The following is a 24,551-nucleotide window of genomic DNA, read 5'->3' on the forward strand; positions in this document are numbered from 1 at the left end:
CGATGACCACTCGTGAAACCCGGTCGCCAGCCGGGCTGATCCTGCCCCGCTACGGCAGCGACGAGCCGTCCCACCCGGCGCTGGACACGCCCGAGTACCGCTCGTCCGCGCTGCGCCACCCCAAGCAGCCGCTGCAGTACCTGCCGCACTACCTCACCGAGGTCACCGGTCCGCTGCTGGGCCAGGACCGCTGCGGGGAGCACGACCACGACCTGACCGTCCAGCACGACGGGGAACCGCTGGGCGAGCGGATCATCGTCAGCGGCCGGGTGCTGGACTCCAACGGCAAGCCGGTGCCCAACACGCTGGTGGAGATCTGGCAGGCCAACGCCGCGGGCCGCTACCTGCACCAGGGCGACCGGCACCCGGCGCCGCTGGACCCGAACTTCTCCGGGACCGGCCGGTGCGTGACCGACGCCGACGGCAACTACAAGTTCATCACCATCAAGCCCGGCGCCTACCCGTGGCGCAACCACGACAACGCCTGGCGCCCCGCGCACATCCACTTCTCGCTGTTCGGGCAGGCGTTCACCCAGCGGTTGATCACCCAGATGTACTTCCCGGGCGACCCGCTGTTCCACCAGGACCCGATCTTCAACTCGGTGCGCGACGAGAAGGCCCGAGAGCGGATGATCTCCCGCTTCGACCTGGACACGACGGTGCCGGAGTGGGCGCTGAGCTACAAGTGGGACATCGTGCTGCGCGGCCCGCAGGCCACCGTGTTCGAGGACGAGGAAGAGGAGGACGACTGATGGGTGCTTCCACTCCCCCCGCCACCACGCCGTCGCAGACCGTCGGCCCGTTCTTCGGCCTGCCCGGCGGGATCCTGTGGGCCGACGGCCCGGAGGTCGTCGCCGAGGGCGCACCGGGCGCGTTCCTGCTGCGCGGTCAGCTCCTCGACGGCGCCGGTGAGCCGATCCCGGACGGCGTGGTCGAGATCTGGCAGGCCGACGAGCAGGGCCGCTTCGACCACCCCGCCGACCCCCGCCCGGAGTCCTCGTCCTGGCAGGGCTTCGGCCGCTGCCCGACCGGCACCGACGGCGGGTTCTGGTTCCGCACCGTCAAACCCGGGCCGCTGCCCACGCCGACCGGGCAGACCGAGGCGCCGCACATCAACGTGACCGTGCTGGCCCGCGGGATGCTCAACCGCGTGGTCACCCGCGTCTACTTCCCGGACGAGGAGCGGGCCAACGCCGCCGACCCGGTGCTGTCTGCAGTGGATCCCGCGCGCCGGGGCACGCTGCTCGCCACCCCGGACGACCAGGGCTACCGCTTCGACATCCGGATCCAGGGCGATGACGAGACCGTATTCTTCGCGATCTGACGGCCTGTTCGGGCCGATGTTCGGCACCCCGGCGGCCGCCGAGCGGACCTCCGCCGGGGCGTGGCTGCAGGCGATGCTGGACTTCGAGTCGGCGCTGGCCGCGGCGCAGGCCGCGGCCGGGGTCGTCCCGCGCGCGGCGGCCGAGGAGATCGCCCGGTGCTGCCGCGCGGAGCTGTTCGACGTCGACTCGATCGCCGAGCGCGCGGTGTCCTCGGCGACGCCGGTGATCGCGCTGGTGCGCGACCTCACCGCGCTGCTGGGCGAGGACGCCAAGCCGCACGTGCACCGGGGCGCCACCAGCCAGGACGTGATCGACACGGCCGCGATGCTGGTCGCGCGCGACGTCCTGGACCTGATCATCGACGATCTGCGCGCGGCTGCGGACGAGTGCGCGCGCCTGGCCGAGCAGCACCGCGGCACGGTGATGATCGCCCGCTCGCTGCTGCAGCAGGCGCTGCCCACGACGTTCGGCAACCGCTGCGCGACCTGGCTGATCTCGCTCGACGAGGCGGTAACCGCGCTGGAGCGGATTCGCGGGCGGTTGGCCGTGCAGTTCGGCGGCGCTGCGGGCACGCTCGCCGCGCTCGGCGCCGACGGCGTCCGGGTGCTCGAACTGCTCGCCGCCGAGCTGGGGCTGGCCGAGCCCGTGGCTCCCTGGCACACCGACCGCACGCGCGTCGCCGAGCTGGCCGGGGCGCTGGGGACGGCAGCCGGGGCAGTCGGGAAGATCGCCCTGGACGTCGAGCTGCACGCGCAGACCGAGGTCGGCGAGCTCGCCGAGGGCGCGGCCGGTGGTTCCTCGGCCATGCCGCACAAGCAGAACCCGGTGTCCGCGGTGCTGGTGACCGCCGCGTCCAAGCGCGTTCCCGGCCTGGTCGCGACGCTGCTGGCGGCGATGCCCCAGGAGCACGAGCGCGCCGCCGGGTCCTGGCAGTCCGAGTGGGAACCGCTGACCGACCTGCTGCGGCTCGTCGCCGCCGCAGCCGCGCAGACCCGGCGGCTGCTCGCCGGGTTGCGGGTCCACCCCGAGAGGATGGCCGCCAACCTCGACCTGACCCGCGGGCTGGTGATGGCCGAGAGCGCCGCGGGCCGGTTGATGGACTCGCTCGGCCGCACCGAAGCGCAGGACCTGGTCGGGCGGCTGTGCCGCCGCGCAGTGCAGGAGGGCACGACGCTGCGCACCGAGCTGCTGGCCGACCAGCGGGTGCGGGAGGTGCTGTCCGAGGACGAGGTCGTCGCGGCCACCGAACCGGCCGACTACCTCGGCTCCGCCCCCGCCTTCGTCGACCGCGCACTGACCGCACACGCCGAATTGGAGAAGCGGTGAACGTCAACTACGAACTGACCGGCCCGGACGGCGCCCCGGTCGTGGTGCTGTCCAACTCGCTGGGCACCGACCTGACCCTGTGGGACGCGCAGGTCCCGGCCTTGGCGCAGGAGTTCCAGGTGCTGCGCTACGACCAGCGCGGACACGGCGCGACCCCGGGCAAGCCCGGCCCGTACACCCTCAAGCAGCTCGGCGGGGACGTGCTCGCGCTGCTGGACACCCTGGGCATCCGCAAGGCGCACTTCGCCGGGGTGTCGCTGGGCGGCATGACCGGCATGTGGCTGGCCGAGCACGCGCCCGAGCGCATCGACCGGCTCGCGCTGATCTGCACCTCCGCCGACCTCGGCCCGGCCTCGATGTGGCGGGACCGCGCCGCGCTGGTGCGGGAGAAGGGCACCGCGGCGATGGTCGAACCGTCGCTGCCGAAGTGGTTCACCCCCGAGCTGGCCGGCCGGGAGGACGTCGTCGCGAAGTTCGGCGGGATGCTCTCCGCGGCCGACGACGACGGCTACGCCGGGTGCTGCGAGGCCATCGCGGACATGGACCTGCTGGACGGGCTCGGCGGGATCACCGCGCCGACGCTGGTCATCGCGGGCGCCGAGGACCCCGCCACTCCCCCGTCGCACGCCGAGCGCATCGCCACCGCCGTCGGGGGCGCGCGCCTGGAGGTGCTCTCGCCCGCCGCGCACCTGGCCAACGCCGAGCAGCCCGAAGCGGTCAACCGGCTGCTGCTGGAGCACTTCACGAGGAGCCTGTGATGTCCGACGAATCCCGCTACGCGCAGGGCATGGGCGTGCGCCGGGAGGTGCTCGGCGACGAGCACGTGGACCGCGCGAACGCCAAGATCACCCCGTTCACCGAGGGCTTCCAGGACTTCATCACCCGCTACGCCTGGGGCGAGTTGTGGAGCGGCGACGGGGTGGACCGGCGCACCCGCAGCATGCTGACGCTGGCGATCCTGGCCGCGGTGGGCTGCGAGGACGAGTTCGCCATGCACGTCAAGGCCGCGCGCCGCAACGGGGTGCCGCCGGAGCACATCCGCGAGGTGCTGATGCACGTCGCGGTCTACGCCGGGGTACCCCGCGCCAACAGCGCCTTCGCGATCGCCAATACGATCCTGGGTGACGAGCAGTCCGACTGAGCCGGGAGATCACCGTGGAGACCGCAACCGACCCGAGCGGCGGCTACGTGCAGTCGCTGGCGCGCGGGCTCATGGTGATCCGCGCGTTCGACGAGGCCAACCCCGAGATGACGCTGTCCGAGGTCGCCCGCGCGACGGACCTGTCGCGCGCGGCGGCCCGGCGCTTCCTGCACACCCTGGTGCACCTGGGTTACGTGTGGACCGACGGCCGGGTGTTCGCGCTGACCCCGCGGGTGCTGGAGCTCGGCTTCGCCTACCTGTCCAGCATCTCGCTGCCGGAGATCGCCCAGCCGTACCTGGAGCGGCTGGTCGCCGAGGTGCACGAGTCGGCGTCGGTGTCGGTGCTGGACGGTCCGGACATCGTCTACGTGGCCCGGGTGCCCACCTCGCGGATCATGACGGTGTCGATCAACATCGGCACCCGCTTCCCCGCCTACGCCACCTCGATGGGCAGGGTCCTGCTGGCCGACCTGCCACCGGCCGAGCTGGACGCCTACCTGTCCGAGGTGGACCTGGCCCCGCTGGGCCCGCACACCATCACCACCCCCGCGCAGTTCCGGGAGGAGCTGGCGCGCATCCGCGAGCAGGGCTGGGCGCTGGTGGACCAGGAGCTGGAGGCCGGGCTGCGGTCGATCGCCGCCCCGATCCGGGACCGGTCGAACAAGGTGGTGGCGGCGGTGAACATCTCCTCGCACGCCTCCCGCACCAGCCCGGAGGACGCCCGCCGCGACCTGCTCCCGCCGCTGCTGCAGACCGCCGAGCGCATCGCCGCCGACCTCGCGGTGGCCCCCGCCTCCCGCGCGGTCTCCCGCTGACCTTCAGCCCAGGTCCTGCAGCCAGGCGCTGCGGTAGAAGCTGCGGATGTGCCGCTCCACCTGCGCTTCCGCGTCAGCTGCGTCCCGGGCGAGCAGTGCCTGGTGGATCAGCCGGTGGTCGTGGCGCAGGTCGTCGGCGATCGGGAACCACCCGTCGCCGAGGTCGTCGAAGGCGGCCAGCAGCGGTCGGCGCAGCGACTCGCGGATGGCGATCGTCATGTCCGCCACCAGCCGGTTCCCCCCGGCCTCGGCGATGGCGACGTGGAACCGGGTGTCCAGGTCGTTGAACCGCTCCCGGTCGCAGTCCGGCGCGTCCATCTCGTCCAGCAGCTCGCGCAGCTCCTCGAGCTCGGCCTCGGTGGCGCGCTGCGCGGCGTTGCGCGCGCTCTCCCGCTCCAGCATGATCCGCGCCCGCACCACGTCGGCCATCGGGAAGTTCGCCAGCGCCACGTGGAGCCGGAGCAGCCTGGTCAGGGCCTGGCTGGGCAGCGCGGCGACCGTCGTGCCGGAGTCCGGGCCGGTGCCCACCGCCATCCGCAGCACGCCCTGGGCCTCCAGCGCGCGGAACGCCTCCCGCACCGCCGCCCGGCTCACGCCGAGCATCTGCGCCAGGTCCCGCTCCGGCGGCAGCCGGTCCCCGACGCCGAGCTGGCCGCTGACGATCTGCTCCTCGATGCGGTCGATGACCAGCTCGTAGGTGCGCGCCCGGGCGACCGGTCGCCACCCCGCGCGGTCGTCCATCTCCGAACCGGTCACCGGTCCCCCTTTACAAACCCCACCAGCGATCTTTATGGTACCGCCAGCTCTTGGTCTGACCATAGAAAGGTCAACGGCACAGAGAGGTGTCGCCTTCGTGTACCAACCGCTCACCGCTCCGATCGCGGACAGCCTCGGCCTGTCCGCGCTGCTCGCCGCAGTCCCGCTGCTGGTGGTCTTCCTGCTGCTCGGCGTCCTGCGCGTCAAGGCGCACTGGGCCGGGTTGTCCGGGCTGGCCGCCGCGCTGCTGATCGCCGTGCTCGGCTACGGGATGCCAGCCGATCTCGCGCTGCTGTCCGCAGGTCAGGGCGCCGCCTTCGGCGTGCTGCCGATCCTGTGGATCGTCATCACCGCGATCTGGCTCTACCAGCTGACCGTGCGCAGCGGTCGCTTCGAGGACCTGCGGGCGACCTTCGCGCTGCTCTCGCCCGACCCGCGGATCCAGGCCGTGGTGATCGCCTTCTGCTTCGGCGGTCTGCTCGAGGCCCTCGCCGGGTTCGGCGCCCCGGTCGCGATCACCGGCATGATGCTCGTCGCCATCGGCTTCCCACCGCTGCGCGCCGCCGTGACGGTCCTGCTGGCCAACACCGCTCCCGTCGCCTTCGGCGCGCTGAGCACGCCGATCATCACCGCGGGCGAGCTCACCGGGATCCCCTACGAGCACATCGGCGCCGTGGTCGGGCGGCAGACCCCGCTGCTGGCGGTGATCGTCCCGGTCCTGCTGGTGCTCGTGGTGGACGGTCGGCGCGGCGTGCGGCAGACCTGGCCCGCCGCGCTGGTCACCGGCGTGGCGTTCGCGGTCGCGCAGTTCGTGTGCGCCAACTACATCTCGGTCCCGCTGACCGACATCGTCTCGGCGCTGGTGGGCGCGGTGGCCCTGGTCGTGCTGCTGCGGTTCTGGCAGCCCGCGGGCAGCGCCGAAGCACGTGCCGACCTGACCGCCGGTGCCGCCGACGAGGCTCCCGGGCGACAGCTGGGCGCCGGGCGGATCTTCCTCGCGCTGTTCCCGTACCTGCTGGTGATCGCGGTGTTCTCAGTGGTCAAGCTGTGGGAGCCCGTCGGGGAGGCACTGGCCGCGACCGATGTTGAGGTCCCGTGGCCGGGCCTGCACGGCGCGCTGCTGTCGGCCTCCGGCGAACCGGCCAGCAGCACGGTGTTCACGCTCAGCTGGCTGTCCTCCCCCGGCAGCCTGCTGCTGCTCTGCGGTCTCGGCGTAACGCTGGTCTACCGGATCAAGCCGACGACGGCGCTGGCCGAGCTCGGCCGCACCGCGGTGTCGATGCGCTGGTCGGGGCTGACCATCGTCAGCGTGCTGGCGCTGGCCTACGTGATGAACCAGTCCGGGCAGACCACCACGATCGGCACCGCGATCGCCGGGATCGGCACCGCTTTCGCGTTCTTCTCCCCCGTGCTCGGCTGGCTCGGCGTGGCCGTCACCGGCTCGGACACCAGCGCCAACGCGCTGTTCGCGAGCCTGCAGCAGGTCGCCGCGGAGCGGGTCGGGGTCGACCCGGCGCTGCTGGTCGCGGCGAACACCTCCGGCGGGGTGATGGGCAAGATGATCAGCCCGCAGAACCTGACCATCGTGGCCACCGCGGTCGGCATGGCCGGGGCGGAGGCCAAGATCCTGCGGGGCGTTCTCAAGTGGAGCATCGGGCTGCTGCTCGCCCTGTGCGCGCTGGTCTTCCTGCAGTCCGAAGTCCTGTCGTGGATGCTTCCACGGTGAGCGGATCAGAACGAGGTGATGTGGCATGAGGGTGGCGCTGTTCGCGACCTGCCTCGGGGACACCGTGTTCCCGGCAGCGCCGAAGGCGACCGTGCAGGTCCTGGAGCGGCTCGGCTGCGAGGTGGAGTTCCCCGCGGCGCAGACCTGCTGCGGGCAGATGCACACCAACACCGGGTACCGCAGGCAGGCGAAGTCCTCGGTGCGGACCTTCGTGGACGCCTTCGCCGACTACGACGCCGTGGTCGCCCCCTCCGGGTCGTGCGTGGCCTCGGTGCGCCACCAGCACGCGATGGTCGCCGACGGCGACCGCAAGCTCAGCCGCGCGGTCGCGCAGGTGGCCCCGCAGGTGCACGAGCTGTCGGAGTTCCTGGTGGACGTGCTCGGGGTGACCGACGTCGGGGCGTACTTCCCGCACCGGGTCACCTACCACCCGACCTGCCACTCCGCGCGGCTGCTGCGGGTCGGCGACCGCCCGCTGCGGCTGCTGCGCGCGGTCCGCTCGCTGGAGCTCGTCGAGCTGCCCGCGGCCGAGCAGTGCTGCGGGTTCGGCGGCACGTTCGCGCTGAAGAACCCGGACGTGTCGGTGGCGATGGGCGCCGACAAGGCGCGGCACGTCCGGGAGACCGACGCCGAGGTGCTCTGCGCCGGGGACAGCTCGTGCCTGATGCACATCGGCGGGCTGCTTTCCCGGCAGCGCTCCGGAATCCGGGTGATGCACCTCGCCGAGATCCTGGCCAGCGCGGAAGGAGCCGACCGGTGACCGGAACCTACCTGGGCATGCCCGCGTTCCCGCAGGCCGCCAAGCGCGAGCTGGCCAACTCGCAGCTGCGGCACAACCTCGCCGACGCCACCTCGACGATCCGGCGCAAGCGCGCCGACGTGGTCGGCGAGCTGGACGACTGGGCGCAGCTGCGCGAGGCGGGCGCGGCGATCAAGACCCACACGCTGTCCAACCTGGACACCTACCTCGAGCAGTTCGAGGCGGCGGTCACCGCCGCGGGCGGCACCGTGCACTGGGCGCGCGACGCCGAGGAGGCCAACCGCATCGTGGTGGACCTGGTGCGCGCCACCGGGGAGCGCGAGGTGGTCAAGGTCAAGTCGATGGCCACCCAGGAGATCGAGCTCAACGAGGCGCTGGAGGCGGCCGGGATCGACGCCTGGGAGACCGACCTGGCGGAGTTGATCGTCCAGCTCGGGCACGACGCGCCGAGCCACATCCTGGTGCCCGCGATCCACCGCAACCGCGCGGAGATCCGGGAGATCTTCCAGCGCGAGATGGGCAAGGTCGGCGCGCCCGCCCCGGCCGACCTCACCGACGAACCGGCCCGGCTGGCCGAAGCGGCTCGCCGCCACCTGCGGGAGAAGTTCCTGCGGGCCAAGGTCGCCGTCTCCGGCGCGAACTTCGCCGTCGCCGAGTCCGGCACGCTGGTCGTGGTGGAGTCCGAGGGCAACGGCCGGATGTGCCTGACCCTGCCGGAGACGCTGATCAGCGTCGTCGGGATCGAGAAGCTGGTGCCGCGCTGGCAGGACCTGGAGGTCTTCCTGCAGCTGCTGCCTCGGTCCAGCACCGGCGAGCGGATGAACCCCTACACCTCGACCTGGACCGGCGTCACGCCGGGCGACGGGCCGCAGCAGTTCCACGTGGTGCTGCTGGACAACGGCCGCACCAACGCCCTCGCCGACGAGATCGGCCGCCAGGCGCTGCGCTGCATCCGCTGCTCGGCCTGCCTGAACGTGTGCCCGGTGTACGAGCGCACCGGCGGGCACGCCTACGGGTCGGTCTACCCCGGACCGATCGGGGCGGTGCTGACGCCCCAGCTGCGCGGCACCACGTCCGAAGTGGACCAGGCGCTGCCGTACGCGTCCTCGCTGTGCGGGGCCTGCTACGACGTCTGCCCGGTCGCGATCAACATCCCGGACCTGCTGGTGCACCTGCGGACCCGCGTGGTCGAGGAGCACCGCGGCTGGCGGTCCAAGCCGATGGACGCGCTGATGGGCCTGGCGTCGTGGGTGCTCGGTGACGCCAAGCGGCTGGCTGCCGCGCAGAAGGTTGCGGCGCTGAGCCGGAGGGTGATCGGCCGCAAGGGCACCATCGGCCGACTGCCCCCGCCGCTGTCCCGGTGGACCGATGCGCGCGACGCACCGGCCCCGGCCGAAGAACCGTTCCGAACGTGGTGGGAGCGCAACCGAGGGGGCGATGCGCGATGAGCGCGGCACGCGAGGCGATCCTGGGCCGGGTGCGCTCGGCGATCGCGGGCACCGAGCGGACGTCGTTGGCCGACGTCCCGCGGCACTACCGGGAGCACCGCCCGGCGGACGACCTCGTCGGCCTGTTCTGCGAGCGGGTCGCCGACTACCGGGCCACTGTGGACCGGGTCGCGCCGGGCGGGCTGACCGCCGCGATCACGGCCGCCGCCCGCGGCGTCGGAGCCCGGAGGGTGCTCGCCCCAGCCGGGGTACCACAGGAGTGGTGCGAGGCCTTGCGGGCGGAGTTCGACCAGGTCGAGGACGGGGTCGGCATCGACACGGCCGGTCTGGAGCAGGTCGACGCGGTGATCACCACGGCCGTGGTGGGCATCGCCTCCACCGGCACGATCGTGCTCGACCACGGGCCGGGCCAGGGGCACCGGGCGGTGACCCTGGTGCCCGACGTGCACATCTGCGTGGTCTCCGAGTCGCAGGTCGCCGACGACGTCCCGGACGCCGTGCGGCGGCTGGACCCGACGCGACCGATGACCTTCATCAGCGGTCCGTCGGCCACCAGCGACATCGAGCTCAAGCGCGTCGAAGGCGTGCACGGGCCGCGCACCCTCCACGTCCTGGTGACCCCGGACGCCACCTGACGGGAGTTCGCACCGCGGACCACTTGGCACTCCTCCACGACACCCCAGGCACACTGATCACCAGGACGGGTGATCGTGGAGGAGTCGATGGTGGAGGCCCACGCTCCGCTGGAGCCGCAGCTGGACGTCGTCGCGCGCGCCGCGGCGTTGCGCGATCAGCTGGCATCGCACCGCAGCGAGGGCGAGCAGCAGCGGAGGCTGGCCGACGAGGCGATCGCTGCGCTGGACGCGGCCGGGTTCTTCCGCGCATGGGTGCCGAGCCGATTCGGCGGCGCCGAGCTCGACCTGCGCACCTACCTGGACGCCACCGCGGAGCTCACCAAGGGCGACGCGTCGGCGGGCTGGCTGGTCATGATCCTCGGCTGCGGCGACTGGCTGACCGGGCTGTTCCCGGACCGGGCGCAGCAGGAGGTCTTCGGCGCAGACCCGGACACCAAGGTCTGCCAGGTGCTCTCGCCGAAGGCCCGGGCCCGGCGCACCGACGGCGGCTGGCTGGTGAGCAGCAGGTGGGCCCCGGCGTCGGGGTGCCTGCACGCGGAGTGGGCGATGCTCGGCATGACGCTGCCGGAGCACGGCGCCGCGTTCGGCCTGGTGCCGATGCGGGAGCTGAGCGTCGAGGACACCTGGTTCACCCTCGGGATGCGCGGCACCGGCAGCAACATGCTGGTCGGCGAGGACGTGTTCATCCCCGACCACCGCGTGCTGCACCGCCGCCCGGCCACGCGCGGCGAGTTCCCCCGCACCGGCAACGACTCCCCGCGGTACCGGGCCGCGCTGGTCCCCACGCTGGCCACCTTCCTGATCGCCCCGCTGCTCGGGATGGCCGAGCAGGCGCTGGAGCACGTCGTGGCGCAGTCCGGCGGGCGGGGCATCTCGTTCACCAGCTACGAGCGCCAGCTCGACTCGACCGGGTTCCAGCTGGCGGTGGCCGAGGCGGCCACCAAGATCGACGTCGCGCGGATGATCGCGCACCGGTCGGCCGCCGTCGTCGAAGGGCACGCGCACGCAGGCACGCATCCCGACCTGCTGGAGCGCACCCGCCTGCGGCAGCACTCCAGCTACGCGGTGCGGCAGTGCCGGGAGGCCGTCGAGATGCTGGTCAACGCCTACGGGGCGGGTGCGATGTCGGAGCGCGACCCGCTGCACGGCATCGTGCGCGACATCCAGACCGCGGCCCGGCACGCGCTCGCCCACCCGGCCTCCAACGCCGAGGTCTTCGGCCGCGCGCTGCTGGGCGTCGAACCCGGCATCACCGAGATGATCTGAGCCCGCCACACGATCAAGTGACACCGGGAACCGGGCTCCTGGGTGCACCGGTCGAAGTGGTGCCGATCACCTCAGGAGGGAGTTCCGCGTTGCCGGACATCAGGGTTCTGCTGCGGGGCGGCCCGCAGGACGGGAACGAGGTCGACGTGCCCGCGGACGGCTCGGGAAAGCCGATCCCGCGGATCACGCTCCCCGCCCGCGCCCGCAACGCCCAGGCAGTCCCACCGCTGCTGATCTACGAGCGCGGCCGCCGCGCCCCGGACGGCACCTGGCAGTTCGTCTACGTCGGCGCCGAGACCTGAGCGGCGTCGCGCCACATCGGGTACATGGTGGGGCCGTCGTGCGGGAGGACCATCGGGGTGCCGATGTCGCGGAAGCCCAGGCGCAGGTACAGGTTCCGGCTGCGGGCGCTGCTGGCCTCCAGGTAGGACGGCAGTCCTTCGGCGTCCCACCGCTGCAGGGCGCGGCGCAGCTCAGCGCCGCCGACACCGGTGGACTGCACCGAGGGGTCGACCGCGATCATCGCCAGGTACTGGTGCGGTTCCGCGGGGTGGTTGGCCGCCGTCAGCTCGCCGAACTCGCGGAAGCGCTCCATGCGCGGCCCGGCGAGCTCGGCCAGGCGGCGGTCGCCCTCCTCGTCGAGGATGCTCGGCGGTCCGTCGCGGCCGGACAGCCAGACCTGGACCGCGAGGCCGTCGGCGCCGACGATCACCTCGCCGTGCTGCTCCGCGCGCGGCACGACCATGCCGAACCACCCGCGGTACACCTCGTGGCGGTGCTGCTGGTCCGGCACCAGCCAGCGGGCGAACTCGTCGTCGGCGAACGCCCGCACCAGCGTTCGGATGCGCACATCGTCACCGGACACCGGCGGTCTCCTTCCCCGGTTGCACCGTCGCCGCGCGCGCTCCCAGGCCGATGCGCGCGTACGCCCACGGGCGGACGCGCTTCAGCGCCGCACCCCAGACGGCACCGAGCACGAACACGACCAGGAATCCCAGCGGGAGCGCCCAGGCCGCCGGGTCGCCGTCCTCCACGCCGAGCACGGTGCCGAATGAGAGCACCGTCAGCAGCAGGATCACGGCCAGCACCACGGCCGCGATCAGGGGCGCGACCACGGTCCGCCAGCGGCTGTGGCCGTGGTCGCGGTGGGCCAGGAAGTAGCCCAGGACCGCGACCGAGGTCAGCATCACCAGCGACAGCACGCCGAGCGCACCGGCCGAAGCGCCCCAGAAGAACAGGTAGGTGATCGGGTCGATCCCGGTCACCGCCACCAGCGCCACCACGACGATCGAGATCGCGGTGGTGGTCAGCGAGCCCGCCGCCGGGGCCGCGGTGCGCGAGCTGGTGGTGCCCCACCAGCTCAGGCCGACGCCCTCGCGGCCCAGCGCGAAGAAGTAGCGGGAGCAGACGTGGTGGAACGACAGCATCGCGGCGAACAGGCTGGTGACGTACAGGGCCGAGCCGATGGTCACCAGCACCCCGGGCAGCCGCTGCCCGGCGAGCACGAAGAGCAGTTCCGTGGAGTGGGTCTCGGCCTGCGAGACGATGTTGCCCGGTCCGGTGGCCACCGTCATCGCCCACGTCGACAGCGAGTACAGGCCGCCGATCACCACCAGCGAGATGTAGGTCGCGTAGATCACCGTGCGCGGGTTCTTGGCCTCCTCGGCCAGCACCGTGGAGTTCTCGAACCCGATGAACCCGGTGAAGGCGATCACCAGGATGACCCCGGCCGCCCCGGTCATCAGCTGCGCGGGGTTGAGCGTGTCGAGCACGACGCCGTCCGGGGAGGGCGCGGAGACGAACGCCGCGTCGAAGGTCAGGATGATCGCCACCTCGGCCAGCAGCAGCACGCCCAGCACCCGGCCGTTGACGTCGATGCGCAGCACGCCGAGCACCGCCACCACGGCCAGGCCCGCGCCCGCGAACACCCACCACGGCGCGGTGCTCCCGGTGACCTGCCGCACGAAGTCGGCCGCCCCGACGCCGAGCCCGCCCGCCAGGCTGACCAGGATCAGCAGGTAGGACACCAGCGCGACCGCACCCGCCCCGGTGCCGGTCACCCGGCCCAAGCCCTTGGCGATGTAGGCGTAGAACGCCCCGGCGTTCTCCACGTGCCGGGACATCGTGACGTAGCCGATCGCGAACAGGCCGAGGACCAGGGCGATCGCCAGGTACCCGAGCGGGATCCCGGTCACCCCGGACACCGCGAAACCGCTGACCGCACCCCCGCCGACGACCGTTTCCGGGGCCGCGGCGGCGACGGTGAAGAAGACGATCGAGGTCACACCCAGTCGGGCGCGGGCCAGTGCGGCGGACACTTTGGACGGTGGCAACTGCTCGCTCCTTCGCGGGTTCGGCGGGATCAGTGTCTGGGGGTGATGGCCGACTGGCCGCGCGCGGCCGCGACCTCGGCGATCAGGTTCCGCAGCGGTCCGGGGATGCGCTTCTGCCAGGACTTCATCCGGAAGTCGCCCTGCCGCGCGACGTTCTTGGGCAACCGCACGTTGCGGATCACGCCGGTCTCGCGCGCCAGCAGCGCGAAGGTGATCTCGGCGATGCGCTCCGGCACGGTGATCATGCCGTTGCCGGTGGCGGTGTCGGCGCTGGTGAACAGCAGCTCCAGGACCGCTTCCGGGCTGGCCACGCCGGGGTCGGCGAACCGCCACGCCGAGGCCGCGCCACCGCGCCACCCGGCCGAGACCGGCACCTCGCGCAGCACGTCGATGATGACCAGCCGGGCGCGGACCTTCTCGGTGGCGGCCTGGCCCAGGTAGTCCAGCCAGGTGCGCAGGTCGTGGCCGGGTTCCTCGCGGATCTCCCGCAGGATCGCCCAGGACAGGAAGTCCGGGCAGCGCCCCCGGCCGCTGGGCCGGACGCTGGGGGTGACCGCGATCTCCTCCTCCAGGATCAGCTCGGCCAGCAGGCCCGCGGCGCAGCCCAGCGAGACCAGCGCACCGTCCACCCGGGGTGTGATCCGGTGCCCTCCGGCGTGCGCGGCGAGGAAGAACCGATCCGCCACCCGCAGCGGGATGCGGGTGGCATCCAGCTCGGAAACCGTCACCGGCCACCCCCGGCCGAAGTGCCGATCAACACCCAGTCGCTCCCATCCGAGCCGTCGCCGCCCCCGAACCGATCACCCGCCGAGTTCGGAAAGTGCCCGAAACAGCGCACAGAGTAACTTACCCGAAGGTTTGTTCAAGTTCGCTGCCCGCGCGTGCCGTTGCGACAGCCGGGTGATCTCCGGTCCGGGAACACCCCCGCGGGCGGCGTTGTTGACTTCGACCTAGCACGAGGTTCGAGGATGGCGCAGTACGGTCGACGCACATCCGGAGGGGGCTGCGAACATGACGGTGAGCTGGGAGACGATGCGATCCTTCGCCAGCGACGGATCGGTGACCCGGCAGCGGCTCTCGCCCGGGTTGGCCCGCCGCATCCTGCGCTACGCCCGGCCCTACCTGCGCGACATCGTCCCGTTCCTGGCGCTGGTGGTCCTGGCCGCCGTGCTCGGCATCGTCAACCCGCTGCTGTTCAAGGCGATCATCGACGACGGGATCGTGCCGCGGAACATGTCGGTGGTGGTCTGGCTGGCGGTCGCGGTCGCCGGGGTCGCGCTCCTGGACGCCGCGCTGTCGCTGCTGCAGCGCTGGTACTCCGCCCGGCTCGGCGAGGGGCTGATCTACGACCTGCGCTCGGAGGTCTTCGACCACGTGCAGCGGATGCCGGTGGCGTTCTTCGTCCGGGCCCAGACCGGGGCGCTGGTCAGCCGCCTCAACAACGACGTCATCGGCGCGCAGCGGGCGCTGACCAGCACGCTGTCGTCGGTGGTGTCCAACGTGCTGAGCCTGGTCCTGGTGCTGGCCACCATGTTCACGCTGTCCTGGCAGATCACCCTGATCGCGCTGGCGCTGCTGCCGCTGTTCCTGCTGCCGGTGCGCTGGATCGGGCGGCGGCTGCAGCGGATCACCCGGGAGCAGATGAAGGTCGACGCCGAGATGAGCTCGCTGATGACCGAGCGCTTCGGGGTGGCCGGGGCGATGCTGGCCAAGCTCTACGGCCGCGCCGACGAGGAGGCCGCGCGGTTCTCCGAGCGGGCCGCGCGGGTGCGCGACATGGGTGTGATCTCGGCGATGTACAGCCGGGTCTTCTTCGTCGCGCTGACGCTGCTGGCCTCGCTGGCCACCGCGGTGGTCTACGGACTGGGCGGCGGCCTGGTGCTGACCGGCGCGTTCCAGCTCGGCACCCTGGTCGCGCTGGCCACCCTGCTCAACCGGCTCTACGGGCCGCTGACCGCGCTGTCGAACGTGCACGTGGACGTGATGACCGCGCTGGTCAGCTTCGACCGGGTCTTCGAGATCCTGGACCTGCGCCCGATGGTCCGGGAGAAGCCGGACGCCGCCGAGCTGCCCGCCGGTGCCGCCGACGTCGAGTTCGACCGGGTGTCGTTCCGCTACCCGGCCTCCGACGAGGTCTCGCTGGCCTCGCTGGAATCGGTGGCCCGGAAGGACAGCTCGCCCGCGCACGACGTGCTGCACGACGTCTCCTTCCGCGCCGCGCCGGGCGAGACGATCGCGCTGGTCGGGCACTCGGGCGCGGGCAAGACCACCATCACCAACCTGGCCGGACGCCTCTACGACGTCGACTCCGGCGCGGTGCGCATCGGCGGCCACGACGTCCGGGACGTCTCGCTGGCCTCGCTGTACCGCACCGTCGGCGTGGTCACCCAGGACCCGCACATGTTCCACGACACCATCCGCGCCAACCTGACCTTCGCCCGGCCGGACGCCACCGACGAGGAGCTCCTGGAAGCGCTGCGCACCGCGCAGCTGGGCCACCTCGTCGAGGCGCTGCCGGAAGGGCTGGACACGGTGGTCGGCGACCGCGGCTACCGGCTCTCCGGCGGTGAGAAGCAGCGGCTGGCGATCGCCCGGCTGCTGCTCAAGGCCCCGCCGATCGTGGTGCTGGACGAGGCGACCGCGCACCTGGACTCGGAGTCGGAAGCGGCCGTGCAGGCGGCGCTGCGCACGGCGCTGTCCGGGCGGACCGCGCTGGTCATCGCGCACCGCCTGGCCACCATCCGGGAGGCGGACCGGATCCTGGTCATCTCCGGCGGGCGCATCGCCGAGGACGGCACCCACGCCGACCTGCTGTCCCGCGACGGCCTCTACGCCGAGCTCTACCGCACCCAGTTCGCCCAGCAGGACACCGAAGCAGCGGCCTGAGCTCAGGCTCCTGGCTGCGGGGGCGCGGTGGTGAGCGTGCCTTCGGGGTCGAGGTGCGCGAGGACCGCCGTGCAGAGCTCGTTGAGCTGGCGCACCTGGTCTTCGGTGAGCCCGCCGAAGACCAGGTCCCGGACCTTCGCGACGTGTCCCGGCGCCGCGGCCACGACCTTGTCGTACCCGGCGTCGGTGAGCTCGGCGACGTTGCCGCGCCCGTCGCTGGTGGCCCGCTGTCGGCGAACCCAGCCCTGCTGCTCCAACCGGGCGACCACGTGCGAGACCCGCGACGGGGAGGCGTTGGCCCGCGCCGCCAGGTCGCTCATCCGCAGCGCGCGGTCGGGGTCCTCGGAGAGCATCGCCAGCACCCAGTAGCCGAAGTGGGTCAGCCCGGAGTCCCGCTGCAGCTGCGCGTCGAGCGCGGCCGGGACGACGGTCATCAGCGCGGCGAACTTCCGCCAGGCGCACTGCTCCGAATCGCTGAGCCATCTGGGTTCGGTCACCGGACCAGCATACGCCAAATATACTTGAACGTTCAGACATCTGCGCTGTTCAGGGCCTCCGACGGAGGTACCGCATCCGCTCAGCCAGCGGCGGTGAGCTGGTCGGCGGTGCGGGTGTTGAGGACCCGGTCCGGGGGCACTTCGCACTCCTCGGCGCGGGCGCAGCCGTGCGCCAGCCAGTCCAGCTGGCCGGGGGCGTGCGCGTCGGAGTCGATGCTGAACAGGCAGCCGATGTCGCGGGCCAGCCGGATCAGCTCGCGGGGCGGGTCCAGCCGGTCGGGCCGCGAGTTGATCTCGACCGCGACGCCGTGGTCCCGGCACGCCCGGAACACCGCGGCGGCGTCGAAGGTCGACTGCGGGCGCTTCCTGGCGCCGATCAGGCGGCCGGTGCAGTGCCCGAGCACGTCCACGTGCGGGTTGGCCACCGCCGCGCACATCCGGCGGGTCATCTCCGCGGCGGGCATCCGCAGCTCGGAGTGCGCGCTGGCCACCACCACGTCGAGCCGGGCCAGCAGCTCCTCCTCCTGGTCCAGCGACCCGTCGGCGAGGATGTCGACCTCGATGCCGGTCAGGATGCGGAACGGCGCGAGCCGCCGGTTGAGCTCGGCGACGACGTCCAGCTGCTCGCGCATGCGGTCCGCGGACAGGCCGCGGGCCACCTTCAGCCGCGGCGAGTGGTCGGTCAGCGCGATCCACTCGTGGCCGAGGTCGCGGGCGGTGGTGGCCATCTCGGCGATCGGGCTGCCCCCGTCGGACCAGTCCGAGTGCGTGTGGCAGTCGCCGCGCAGCGCCGCCCGCAGCGCCGCGCCGCGCTCCGGGACGTCCACTTCGGACCGGAGCCGGGCCAGGTAGTCGGGGACCTCGCCGCGGTGGGCGGCCTCGATGACGGCCGCGGTCGTCCGGCCGATGCCCTCCAGCGCGGTCAGCCGCCCCGCGGCCACCCGCTCGTCGAGGTCCGGCAGCTCGTCGACGACCGCGGCGGCCCGCCGGAACGCCCGCACCCGGTAGGTCGGCGCATCGGCCCGTTCCAGCCAGAAGGCGATCTCGCGCAGTGCCCGTGCCGCATCCACGTGGTCCTTCGTAGTCGCTGCGCGGCAGTGACGCCACCGACGATTCCCGCTCGGGTCTTGGCCCGCGCCCGGGGCGGGGCGTTAGATGACCACCGGGAACGCGATCTTCGAGGGACGAGGTGGAGAGTGCAGGAGTACGAACTCGCGGTGCTGCCCGGTGACGGGATCGGCAACGAGGTCATGCCCGAGGCGTTGCGGGTGCTCGACGTGGTCGGCGCGAAGTACGGGGTGCGGTTCGGCTACCGGCACTTCGACTGGAGCTGCGAGACCTACAAGAGCACCGGGGCGATGATGCCGCCCGACGGGCTGGCGCGGTTGCGCGACCACGACGCGATCCTGCTCGGCGCGGTCGGCTGGCCCGGCGTGCCCGACCACATCTCGCTGTGGGGGCTGCTGCTGCCGATCCGGCGCGAGTTCGACCAGTACGTCAACCTGCGGCCGGTGCGGCTGCTGCCGGGCGTGACGCCGCCGGTGCGCGACAAGCAGCCGGGCGACATCGACTTCTGGGTGGTCCGGGAGAACACCGAGGGCGAGTACTCGCAGCTGGGCGGCAGGCAGGGCGAGGGCACCCCGACCGAGATGGTGCTGCAGACCGCGGCCTTCACCCGGCGCGGCACCGACCGGATCATGCGCTACGCCTTCGAGCTGGCCCGCGAGCTCGGCAAGCCGCACGTGACCTCGGCGACCAAGTCCAACGGCATCTACCACTCGATGCCGTACTGGGACGAGCGGTTCGCCGCCATCGCCGCGGAGTACCCGGAGATCACCGTCGACCAGGACCACATCGACATCCTGTGCGCGCGGTTCGTGATGTCGCCGGAGCGCTTCGACGTGGTGGTGGCCAGCAACCTGTTCGGCGACATCCTGTCCGACCTGGGGCCGGGCGTGACCGGCACGATCGGGGTGGCGCCGTCGGGCAACATCAACCCCGAGCGCACCTACCCGTCGACCTTCGAGCCGGTGCACGGGTCGGCGCCGGACATCGCCGGGAAGGGCATCGCCAACCCGATCGGCCAGATCTGGTCGGCGGCGATGATGCTGGACCACCTCGGGCTGGCGGAGGCCGGTGCCGACGTGGTCGCCGCGATCGAGCGGGTGCTCGCCGACGCCTCGGCCCCGCGCACGCCCGACCTCGGCGGCAAGGCGACCACCGAGGACCTGGGCAGGGCGATCGCGGAGGCGGTCCGGGGCTGACCGTCAGCCGCCGATGCGGGCGGCGACGGCCAGCAGGACGTCCTCCCGGCCCGGTCGGCCGACGAGCTGGAGGCCGACCGGGAGCCCGCCGAGCACACCGGCGGGCACCGACACCGCGGGGACGCCCGCGAGGTTCCACGGCTTGGTCAGCCCGATCAGCGCGCCGCGCACGTCCGCCGCGGTCCCGTCGACGGGGATCTCGCGGCGGCCGAGCTCGGTGGCCACCACGCAGGTGGTGGGCGTGGCCAGCAGGTCGACCTCGGACAGCAGCTCGTGGACCTCGCGCCGCCACTCCTCGCGCGCGGCGAGCGCGCGCACGTGCTGCCAGCCCGCGGTCCGGGCCGCCTGCCGCAGCCGGTCCAGGACGTCGTCGGTGAACAGCTCCGGGTGCTCGGCCACGCGCTCGGCGTGGTTGGCGTAGGCCTCGCTGAACTGGATGCCCAGGAAACCGCGGTGCACCACGTCCGGATCGCGGATGCCGACCTCGCGCACGGCCAGCCCGTCGACGTCGAGCGCGGCGCGGGCGATCCGGGTGATCTCCGGGTCCGTCGGGTGCAGCGCGCCGGGGTCCAGCCACCCGATGCTCGCGGTCTCCCCGCTCTCGCCGCTCGGAGTGCTGCGCAGCCCGGCCAGGACGCGGTAGCCGGTGCGGCAGTCCTGCGGGGTGCGGGCCAGCACGCCGACGTGGTCCAGCGACTGCGCCAGCGGGAACACCCCGTCGGTGGAGATCGCGCCGTACGCCGGTTTGAACCCCACCACCCCGCACAGCGCGGCCGGGATGCGCACCGATCCCCCGGTGTCGGTGCCCAGCGCCAGCGGCACCATCCCGGCCGCGACCGCGGCGCCGCTGCCGCCGCTGGAGCCGCCGGTGATCCGGGTGGTGTCGTGCGGGTTGCGGGACGGGCCGCGGTGCGCGCTGTCCCCGGTGGGGCCGAAGGCGAACTCGTGGGTGGTGGTCTTGCCGACCAGCACCGCACCACCGGTGCGCAGCCGCCGCACGCACTCGGCGTCCGATGTGGACACGTGCTCGGCGAAGTGCGCCGAGCCCATCGCGGTGGGCAGCCCGGCGACCTCGATGATGTCCTTGACCGCCACCGGGATGCCGTGCAGCGGACCGCGGTCGAGTCCTTCGGCCAGTTCGGCGTCGGCCTTCTCCGCGGCCTGCACCGCTCCTTCGCGGTCGACCGCGGTGAAGGCGTTGAGCTCGCCGTCGAGCTCGTCGATGGTGCGCAGCGCGGCCCGGGTGAGCTCGACGGCGCTGGTCTCACCGGCGCGCAGCCGGTCGGCGAGTTCGGTGATCGTCCGGTCGCGGAAGAACCCCGCAGGGCTGTGCTGGGTCAACGGTGGCGCCCCCTCCTCCGGCGTTCGGATCATCGTGCGCCCGGATTGCGGAGTTCGTCAACGCTTCCGCCTCCCACAGGTCCCGGAACGGGCCCGGCACCGCCACCAGTTCCCGGTGCGGTCCGCGCTGCACGATCCGACCGGCGTCGAGCACCAGGACCTCGTCGAACTGCGCGAGACCGGCCAGCCGGTGCGTCACGACGATCGTGGTCCGCCCCGCCCGGGCGTGCCGGACGCGCGCCAGGACCTCGTCGGCGAGCTCGGGTTCCAGCGCCTCGGTCGGCTCGTCGAGCAGCAGCACGTCCGGCTCGGGCAGCAGGGCCCGCGCCAGCAGGAGGCGTTGCCGCTGACCGCCGGAGAGCGGTTGCCCGGATTCGCCGACGAACGTGTCGAAACCTGCTGGCTGGCGGCGGATCCAGTCGAGCAGCCCGGCCTGCTCGACGGCCCGCTCCAGCTGGGACCGGTCGGCTCCCGGTGCGGCCAGCAGCAGGTTGTCGCGGATGGTGGCGCTGAAGACGTGCGCATCCTGCGTCACAGCGCGGGTTTCCGGCCGTTCGACGCGGCCCGCCGAGACAGGTGCGAGCCCGGCGAGGACACCGAGCAGCGTGCTCTTGCCCGCTCCGCTGGCGCCGACGACGGCGACCGCACGGCCGGGCTCGACGGTCAGGCTCACGTCGGTGAGCGCCGGTCGGTCGTAGTGCGCTGAGACGTCGTGGAGCGCGATTCTCTCCGAGTTCACCTGCGGCAACGCGATCGGCGGCGCGGCGAGCAGTTCGGTGATCCTCCGCAACGCTGGGCGGTGCTCGGTCCAGCGGCGCGCGGCGTCGGTCAGCGGGAGAACCGTCTCGAACGCCGCCAAGGCCAGGAAACCCACCACGGCGGCACCGGTCTGCGACTGCCCGGCCAGCAGTGCCGACCAGGTAACGGCTACCGCCGTCGCACCCTGCAGCAGGACCCCGCCCGCCAGCAGAGCACTCGACCTCCGAGCCGCTCGACCATCGCGGCGGCGCATCCGCGCTGAGTGCTGCTCGGCGCGCGCGACCGCTGCGGGGACTGCACCGAAGGCGGCCAGTTCCCGAGCGCCGTCCACGAGATCGGCTGCGGCGACGGCCAGTTCGGCTCGATCGGCAGCGGTCCGGTCCTGCCGGTGGGACAGCACCGCCAAGGCCGGGAGGGCCACCGCCGCGACCAGCAGACCAGCGGCCAGCACCGCTCCGGCGGCCGGGACCACCGCGGTGCAGGCGATCACCGAACCGGTGGCGACGACCAGGGCGATCACGGCCGGGGAGAGGCAGCGCAGCAACAGCTCCTGCACGCTGTCGACGTCGGAGACCAAGCGGGACAGGGCATCTCCGTCGCGCAGCGCCGGTCGGCCCAGCTGTGCCCGGAACACCTCGGGACGCAACCGCGCGACCGCCCGCAACGCGGCGTCGTGACCCGCCAGGCGCTCCAGGTAGCGGAACGCGCCGCGGGCCAGCGCACAAGCGCGAACGCCGACGATTCCCAAGCTCAGCGCGGACAGCGCGGGCTGTTCGGCCGCACGGGTGATGAGCCACGCCGCCAGCGCCATCAGCCCCACCGCGCACAGCTCGGCGATCACTCCGGCGGCGATGGCGGCGAACAGGCGAAGCCAGGTTCGGCGTAGAACTCGATTCATCACGCCACCCCCACAACCGATCCGTTGTGCAGGCGGATCACCCGGTCGACGGCTTTCAGGAGGGCCGGTCGGTGTGCCACCGCGATCGCGGTCCGGCCGTGGAGCACCTCAGCGGCCGAGGCGGCCAGCACACCTTCGGTGTGCAGGTCCAGGCGCGCTGTCGGCTCGTCCAGCAGGACGATCGGGGCGTTCTTGAGGTAGGCGCGGGCGACCGCCACGCGTTGCCGCTGACCGGCGGAGAGCTCGGCCCCGCGCTCCCCCAGGCGGGTTCGGTAGCCGTCCGGGTGCTGCTCGATGAACTCCGCCGCGTGCGCCGCGCGTGCCGCCGCCCGGACTTCCGCCATCGAGGCACCGGCCGCGCCGAGGCGGATGTTGTCCGCGATCGTCCCGGCGAACAGGTGCGGGTGCTGCGGCACCCACGCGACCTGGCGGCGCCACTCCGCCACGTCGAGTTCGCGCAGGTCGACGCCGTCCACCAGCACCCGGCCGGAGGTGGGCCGGACGAAACCGAGCAGCAGGTGCAGGACGGTGGACTTGCCCGCGCCGCTGGGTCCGACCAGCGCCACCCGCTCCCCCGGCCGGACCACGAGCGAAACGCGGTCCAGCACCGGGTTCTCGTGGCCGGGGAAGTGCACGCTGACGTCCTCGAATCGGATCTCTCCCGCGGTGGCCTCCCGCCGCGTCCCGCCCTGCTCCGCGGTCGGGGTGTCCAGGACCTCGAAGACCTGCTCGGCCGCTGCCATCCCTTCAGCAGCGGCGTGGAACCTGGTGCCCAGCGCCCGCAGCGGCAGCAACGCCTCCGGCGTCAGCAGCAACACCACCAGGGCCGTGGTCAGGTCCATCCCGCCGGACAGCAGCCGCAACCCGACCGGTACCGCGACCAGCGCGACCGCCAGCGACGACACCAGCTCCAGCGCGAAGCCCGACAGGAACGCCACCCGCAGCGCGCGCATCGTCGCCGAGCGGTGCTCGTCGGCCATCCGCGCGATCACCTGCTGCTGGTGCTCGGCCCGCCCGAACACCCGCAGCGTGCTCAACCCGGCCAGCACGTCGCGGAAGTGCCCGCCGAGCCGCTGCAGGTGCGTCCACTGGTCGTCGGTCACGTCGCGGGTGCGCAGGCCGATCAGCGCGCCGAACAGCGGGATCAGCGGGAGGGTCAGTGCGACGATCAGCGCGGAAGGCCAGTCGGCCAGCCCCAGCCGCACCAGCACGACCGGCGGCACGAGCACCGCGACCGCCAGCTGCGGCACCACACCGGTGATCGCCGGTTCCAGCGCGTCGACCCCCTTCGTGACGAGCGTGCTGAACGCCCCGCTCGACCGCTGCGCCGCCGCCCGAGCAAGAAGCGAACTGCGCAGGTCTGCCTTGAGATTCGCGGCGGCTCCTTGCACGACGGCATTGCTGCACCAGGCGGTGCAGGCGCGCAGCACCACGGCACCTGCGAGCCACGGCAGGTAGGTGGGGTCGAGCAGTGCGATGGCGCGGGCGAGCAGGTCCGCCTGCGCGATGATCAGCCCGGCCTGCACCGGCGCCAGGACCGCCACCGCGAACCGGGTTCGCCGGGGCAGCAGGCCGAGGAGTCGCTTGTTCACAGGTACAGCGGCCTTTCCGCGCGAGCCCGCAAGACCCACCACACGCAGACCTGGGCGGCGATCAGGAACGGTGTGAGCACCAGCGCGGCGGGCAGCAGCAGCCCGAGCGTGGCGGGGTCGGCAGTGCTCTCCAGCAGCGGCAAGCGGAACCCGACCGCCAGGCACAGCACCACCATCACCCCGGAGGTGAGCGCGAGTCCCCGCCACTCCCCGAAGCGGCCGAACAACGCACCGGCGCGCTGGCGCGGCAACCCGGACAGCCGGAGCCGGGCGAACGCCAGCCCGTGCACCGCGAACAGCGTCGCGACCGCCACCCCGGCCAGCAGTGCACCGGGCCCGGTGGCCACCTCGCCGACCTGGCCCGCGAGCAGCCCGGCGAACATCCAGCCCCAGCTCAGCGCCACCACCCAGCTGCCGCCGGTGATCGCCGCGTCGCACACCGCCCACCACCCGCGGGCATCGGCCCGGCCCCGCAGCCACAGCCCCATGTCGCGCACGATCCACCCGGTCAGCAGCAGCACCACGGCCGGGAACTGCCCGGTGAGCAGTTCGCCCTCCAGCTCCGGGAAGGAACCGACCAGGATTCCGGCGGTGGCCACCAGCCACACCTCGTTGCCGAGGAAGAACGGCGCGATGCCGGTGATGACCAGCCTCCGCTGCCGCGCGTCCCGCCCCAGTGCGGGCAGCAGCATGCCGACGCCGATGTCCGCACCGCCCAGCAGGAAGTAGCCGAGGGCGAACACACCCAGCACCGCGATAGCCAGCAGTTCCACGATTCGCTCC

24 protein-coding genes are annotated in these 24,551 nt (G+C 72.7%); 14 read left to right on the plus strand and 10 right to left on the minus strand.

The genetic code is table 11. The features are described 5' to 3' along the window. Positions 1–2 precede the first annotated feature (2 nt). The 6 genes from pcaH to F1721_RS13100 are packed head-to-tail and all read left to right on the plus strand — an operon-like array spanning position 3 to position 4,607. Positions 3–752, plus strand: a complete 750-nt coding sequence (pcaH, locus tag F1721_RS13075) for a protocatechuate 3,4-dioxygenase subunit beta (RefSeq protein ID WP_150066892.1) — start codon at positions 3–5, stop codon at positions 750–752. Continuing rightward, positions 752–1,324: a protocatechuate 3,4-dioxygenase subunit alpha gene (gene pcaG, locus F1721_RS13080; protein ID WP_150066893.1), complete on the plus strand. Its 573-nt coding sequence runs from the start codon at positions 752–754 to the stop codon at positions 1,322–1,324. Before pcaH ends, pcaG begins: the two co-directional genes overlap by 1 nt. After that, a complete protein-coding gene (gene pcaB, locus F1721_RS13085; protein WP_246154761.1) occupies positions 1,296–2,651 on the plus strand; it encodes a 3-carboxy-cis,cis-muconate cycloisomerase in 1,356 nt (451 codons plus the stop codon). Before pcaG ends, pcaB begins: the two co-directional genes overlap by 29 nt. Further along, positions 2,648–3,409 carry a 3-oxoadipate enol-lactonase gene (pcaD, locus tag F1721_RS13090; RefSeq protein WP_150066894.1) on the plus strand — a complete coding sequence of 254 codons (762 nt, stop codon included), beginning with the start codon at positions 2,648–2,650 and terminating at the stop codon, positions 3,407–3,409. Before pcaB ends, pcaD begins: the two co-directional genes overlap by 4 nt. Further along, the gene (gene pcaC / locus F1721_RS13095; RefSeq protein WP_150066895.1) at positions 3,409–3,792 is read left to right on the plus strand and encodes a 4-carboxymuconolactone decarboxylase; all 384 of its coding nucleotides are present in this window, start codon (positions 3,409–3,411) and stop codon (positions 3,790–3,792) included. Before pcaD ends, pcaC begins: the two co-directional genes overlap by 1 nt. Before the next feature lie 14 nt (positions 3,793–3,806). Next, the gene (locus F1721_RS13100) at positions 3,807–4,607 is read left to right on the plus strand and encodes an IclR family transcriptional regulator (protein WP_150066896.1); all 801 of its coding nucleotides are present in this window, start codon (positions 3,807–3,809) and stop codon (positions 4,605–4,607) included. Between the two features lie 3 nt (positions 4,608–4,610). On the opposite strand, the gene F1721_RS13105 is transcribed toward F1721_RS13100, so the two are convergent. Further along, positions 4,611–5,363, minus strand: coding sequence for a FadR/GntR family transcriptional regulator (locus F1721_RS13105; RefSeq protein ID WP_246154763.1), 753 nt, complete (start codon positions 5,361–5,363; stop codon positions 4,611–4,613). A gap of 97 nt (positions 5,364–5,460) precedes the next feature. On the opposite strand from F1721_RS13105, the gene F1721_RS13110 reads away from it, so the two are divergent. The 6 genes from F1721_RS13110 to F1721_RS13135 all read left to right on the plus strand — a co-directional run bounded on the left by F1721_RS13110 (position 5,461) and on the right by F1721_RS13135 (position 11,500). Then, positions 5,461–7,089 carry an L-lactate permease gene (locus F1721_RS13110; protein WP_150066897.1) on the plus strand — a complete coding sequence of 543 codons (1,629 nt, stop codon included), beginning with the start codon at positions 5,461–5,463 and terminating at the stop codon, positions 7,087–7,089. Positions 7,090–7,114: 25 nt separating this feature from the next. After that, on the plus strand, positions 7,115–7,849 hold the full coding sequence (locus tag F1721_RS13115; RefSeq protein ID WP_150066898.1) for a (Fe-S)-binding protein: 735 nt from the start codon (positions 7,115–7,117) through the stop codon (positions 7,847–7,849). A gap of 17 nt (positions 7,850–7,866) precedes the next feature. After that, entirely contained in the window at positions 7,867–9,297 is a 1,431-nt protein-coding gene (locus F1721_RS13120) for a LutB/LldF family L-lactate oxidation iron-sulfur protein (RefSeq protein WP_150066984.1), read from the plus strand. Then, the gene (locus F1721_RS13125) at positions 9,294–9,932 is read left to right on the plus strand and encodes a LutC/YkgG family protein (protein WP_150066899.1); all 639 of its coding nucleotides are present in this window, start codon (positions 9,294–9,296) and stop codon (positions 9,930–9,932) included. Before F1721_RS13120 ends, F1721_RS13125 begins: the two co-directional genes overlap by 4 nt. Positions 9,933–10,019: 87 nt before the next feature. Then, the gene (locus F1721_RS13130; RefSeq protein WP_150066900.1) at positions 10,020–11,198 is read left to right on the plus strand and encodes an acyl-CoA dehydrogenase family protein; all 1,179 of its coding nucleotides are present in this window, start codon (positions 10,020–10,022) and stop codon (positions 11,196–11,198) included. 89 nt (positions 11,199–11,287) lie between these two features. Then, positions 11,288–11,500, plus strand: coding sequence for a hypothetical protein (locus F1721_RS13135; RefSeq protein WP_150066901.1), 213 nt, complete (start codon positions 11,288–11,290; stop codon positions 11,498–11,500). Here the strand turns inward: F1721_RS13135 and F1721_RS13140 are convergent. From F1721_RS13140 to F1721_RS13150, 3 genes are read right to left on the minus strand one after another with little or no spacing between them, the layout of a single operon-like run. After that, positions 11,479–12,063 (minus strand): GNAT family N-acetyltransferase, encoded by a 585-nt coding sequence (locus F1721_RS13140; protein WP_150066902.1) that lies wholly within the window; start codon positions 12,061–12,063, stop codon positions 11,479–11,481. The two genes, F1721_RS13135 and F1721_RS13140, sit on opposite strands and share 22 nt — an antisense overlap. Next, complete coding sequence (locus F1721_RS13145) at positions 12,053–13,531, minus strand: APC family permease (protein ID WP_150066903.1); 1,479 nt, start codon at positions 13,529–13,531, stop codon at positions 12,053–12,055. Before F1721_RS13145 ends, F1721_RS13140 begins: the two co-directional genes overlap by 11 nt. A 29-nt stretch (positions 13,532–13,560) precedes the next feature. After that, positions 13,561–14,259, minus strand: a complete 699-nt coding sequence (locus F1721_RS13150) for a GPP34 family phosphoprotein (RefSeq protein WP_246154767.1) — start codon at positions 14,257–14,259, stop codon at positions 13,561–13,563. 283 nt (positions 14,260–14,542) lie between these two features. Here F1721_RS13150 and F1721_RS13155 point away from each other — a divergent pair, with 283 nt between their 5' ends. Further along, positions 14,543–16,417, plus strand: a complete 1,875-nt coding sequence (locus tag F1721_RS13155; RefSeq protein ID WP_150066904.1) for an ABC transporter ATP-binding protein — start codon at positions 14,543–14,545, stop codon at positions 16,415–16,417. 2 nt (positions 16,418–16,419) lie between these two features. On the opposite strand, the gene F1721_RS13160 is transcribed toward F1721_RS13155, so the two are convergent. Together F1721_RS13160 and F1721_RS13165 are read right to left on the minus strand one after the other, a co-directional pair. Continuing rightward, complete coding sequence (locus F1721_RS13160) at positions 16,420–16,914, minus strand: MarR family winged helix-turn-helix transcriptional regulator (RefSeq protein WP_211840451.1); 495 nt, start codon at positions 16,912–16,914, stop codon at positions 16,420–16,422. 80 nt (positions 16,915–16,994) lie between these two features. Then, positions 16,995–17,984 (minus strand): PHP domain-containing protein, encoded by a 990-nt coding sequence (locus tag F1721_RS13165; protein WP_150066905.1) that lies wholly within the window; start codon positions 17,982–17,984, stop codon positions 16,995–16,997. A 126-nt stretch (positions 17,985–18,110) separates the two neighbouring features. On the opposite strand from F1721_RS13165, the gene F1721_RS13170 reads away from it, so the two are divergent. After that, positions 18,111–19,178: a tartrate dehydrogenase gene (locus F1721_RS13170; protein WP_150066906.1), complete on the plus strand. Its 1,068-nt coding sequence runs from the start codon at positions 18,111–18,113 to the stop codon at positions 19,176–19,178. Positions 19,179–19,181: 3 nt separating this feature from the next. Here F1721_RS13170 and F1721_RS13175 read toward each other — a convergent pair whose 3' ends face one another. Genes F1721_RS13175 through F1721_RS13190 form a run of 4 tightly spaced genes read right to left on the minus strand, consistent with a single transcriptional unit; the run spans position 19,182 to position 24,541 of the window. Beyond that, the gene (locus F1721_RS13175; RefSeq protein WP_246154770.1) at positions 19,182–20,519 is read right to left on the minus strand and encodes an amidase; all 1,338 of its coding nucleotides are present in this window, start codon (positions 20,517–20,519) and stop codon (positions 19,182–19,184) included. Then, a complete protein-coding gene (gene cydC / locus F1721_RS13180) occupies positions 20,443–22,176 on the minus strand; it encodes a thiol reductant ABC exporter subunit CydC (protein WP_150066908.1) in 1,734 nt (577 codons plus the stop codon). The genes F1721_RS13175 and cydC overlap by 77 nt, the downstream gene beginning before the upstream one ends. Then, the gene (cydD, locus tag F1721_RS13185; protein ID WP_246154771.1) at positions 22,176–23,768 is read right to left on the minus strand and encodes a thiol reductant ABC exporter subunit CydD; all 1,593 of its coding nucleotides are present in this window, start codon (positions 23,766–23,768) and stop codon (positions 22,176–22,178) included. Before cydD ends, cydC begins: the two co-directional genes overlap by 1 nt. Then, positions 23,765–24,541: a cytochrome d ubiquinol oxidase subunit II gene (locus tag F1721_RS13190; RefSeq protein ID WP_150066910.1), complete on the minus strand. Its 777-nt coding sequence runs from the start codon at positions 24,539–24,541 to the stop codon at positions 23,765–23,767. The genes cydD and F1721_RS13190 overlap by 4 nt, the downstream gene beginning before the upstream one ends. Positions 24,542–24,551 lie beyond the last annotated feature (10 nt).

The organism is Saccharopolyspora hirsuta, from assembly GCF_008630535.1.
Taxonomy (GTDB): Bacteria; Actinomycetota; Actinomycetes; order Mycobacteriales; family Pseudonocardiaceae; genus Saccharopolyspora; species Saccharopolyspora hirsuta.

Coding starts and splice junctions, on each gene's coding strand:
- pcaH (WP_150066892.1), top strand. CDS start 3: ATGACCACTCGTGAAACCCGGTCGCCAGCCGGGCTGATCCTGCCCCGC.
- F1721_RS13155 (WP_150066904.1), top strand. CDS start 14,543: ATGACGGTGAGCTGGGAGACGATGCGATCCTTCGCCAGCGACGGATCG.
- pcaB (WP_246154761.1), top strand. CDS start 1,296: ATGACGAGACCGTATTCTTCGCGATCTGACGGCCTGTTCGGGCCGATG.
- cydC (WP_150066908.1), bottom strand. CDS start 22,176: ATGAATCGAGTTCTACGCCGAACCTGGCTTCGCCTGTTCGCCGCCATC.
- F1721_RS13130 (WP_150066900.1), top strand. CDS start 10,020: ATGGTGGAGGCCCACGCTCCGCTGGAGCCGCAGCTGGACGTCGTCGCG.
- F1721_RS13115 (WP_150066898.1), top strand. CDS start 7,115: ATGAGGGTGGCGCTGTTCGCGACCTGCCTCGGGGACACCGTGTTCCCG.
- pcaC (WP_150066895.1), top strand. CDS start 3,409: ATGTCCGACGAATCCCGCTACGCGCAGGGCATGGGCGTGCGCCGGGAG.
- pcaG (WP_150066893.1), top strand. CDS start 752: ATGGGTGCTTCCACTCCCCCCGCCACCACGCCGTCGCAGACCGTCGGC.
- F1721_RS13120 (WP_150066984.1), top strand. CDS start 7,867: ATGCCCGCGTTCCCGCAGGCCGCCAAGCGCGAGCTGGCCAACTCGCAG.
- F1721_RS13125 (WP_150066899.1), top strand. CDS start 9,294: ATGAGCGCGGCACGCGAGGCGATCCTGGGCCGGGTGCGCTCGGCGATC.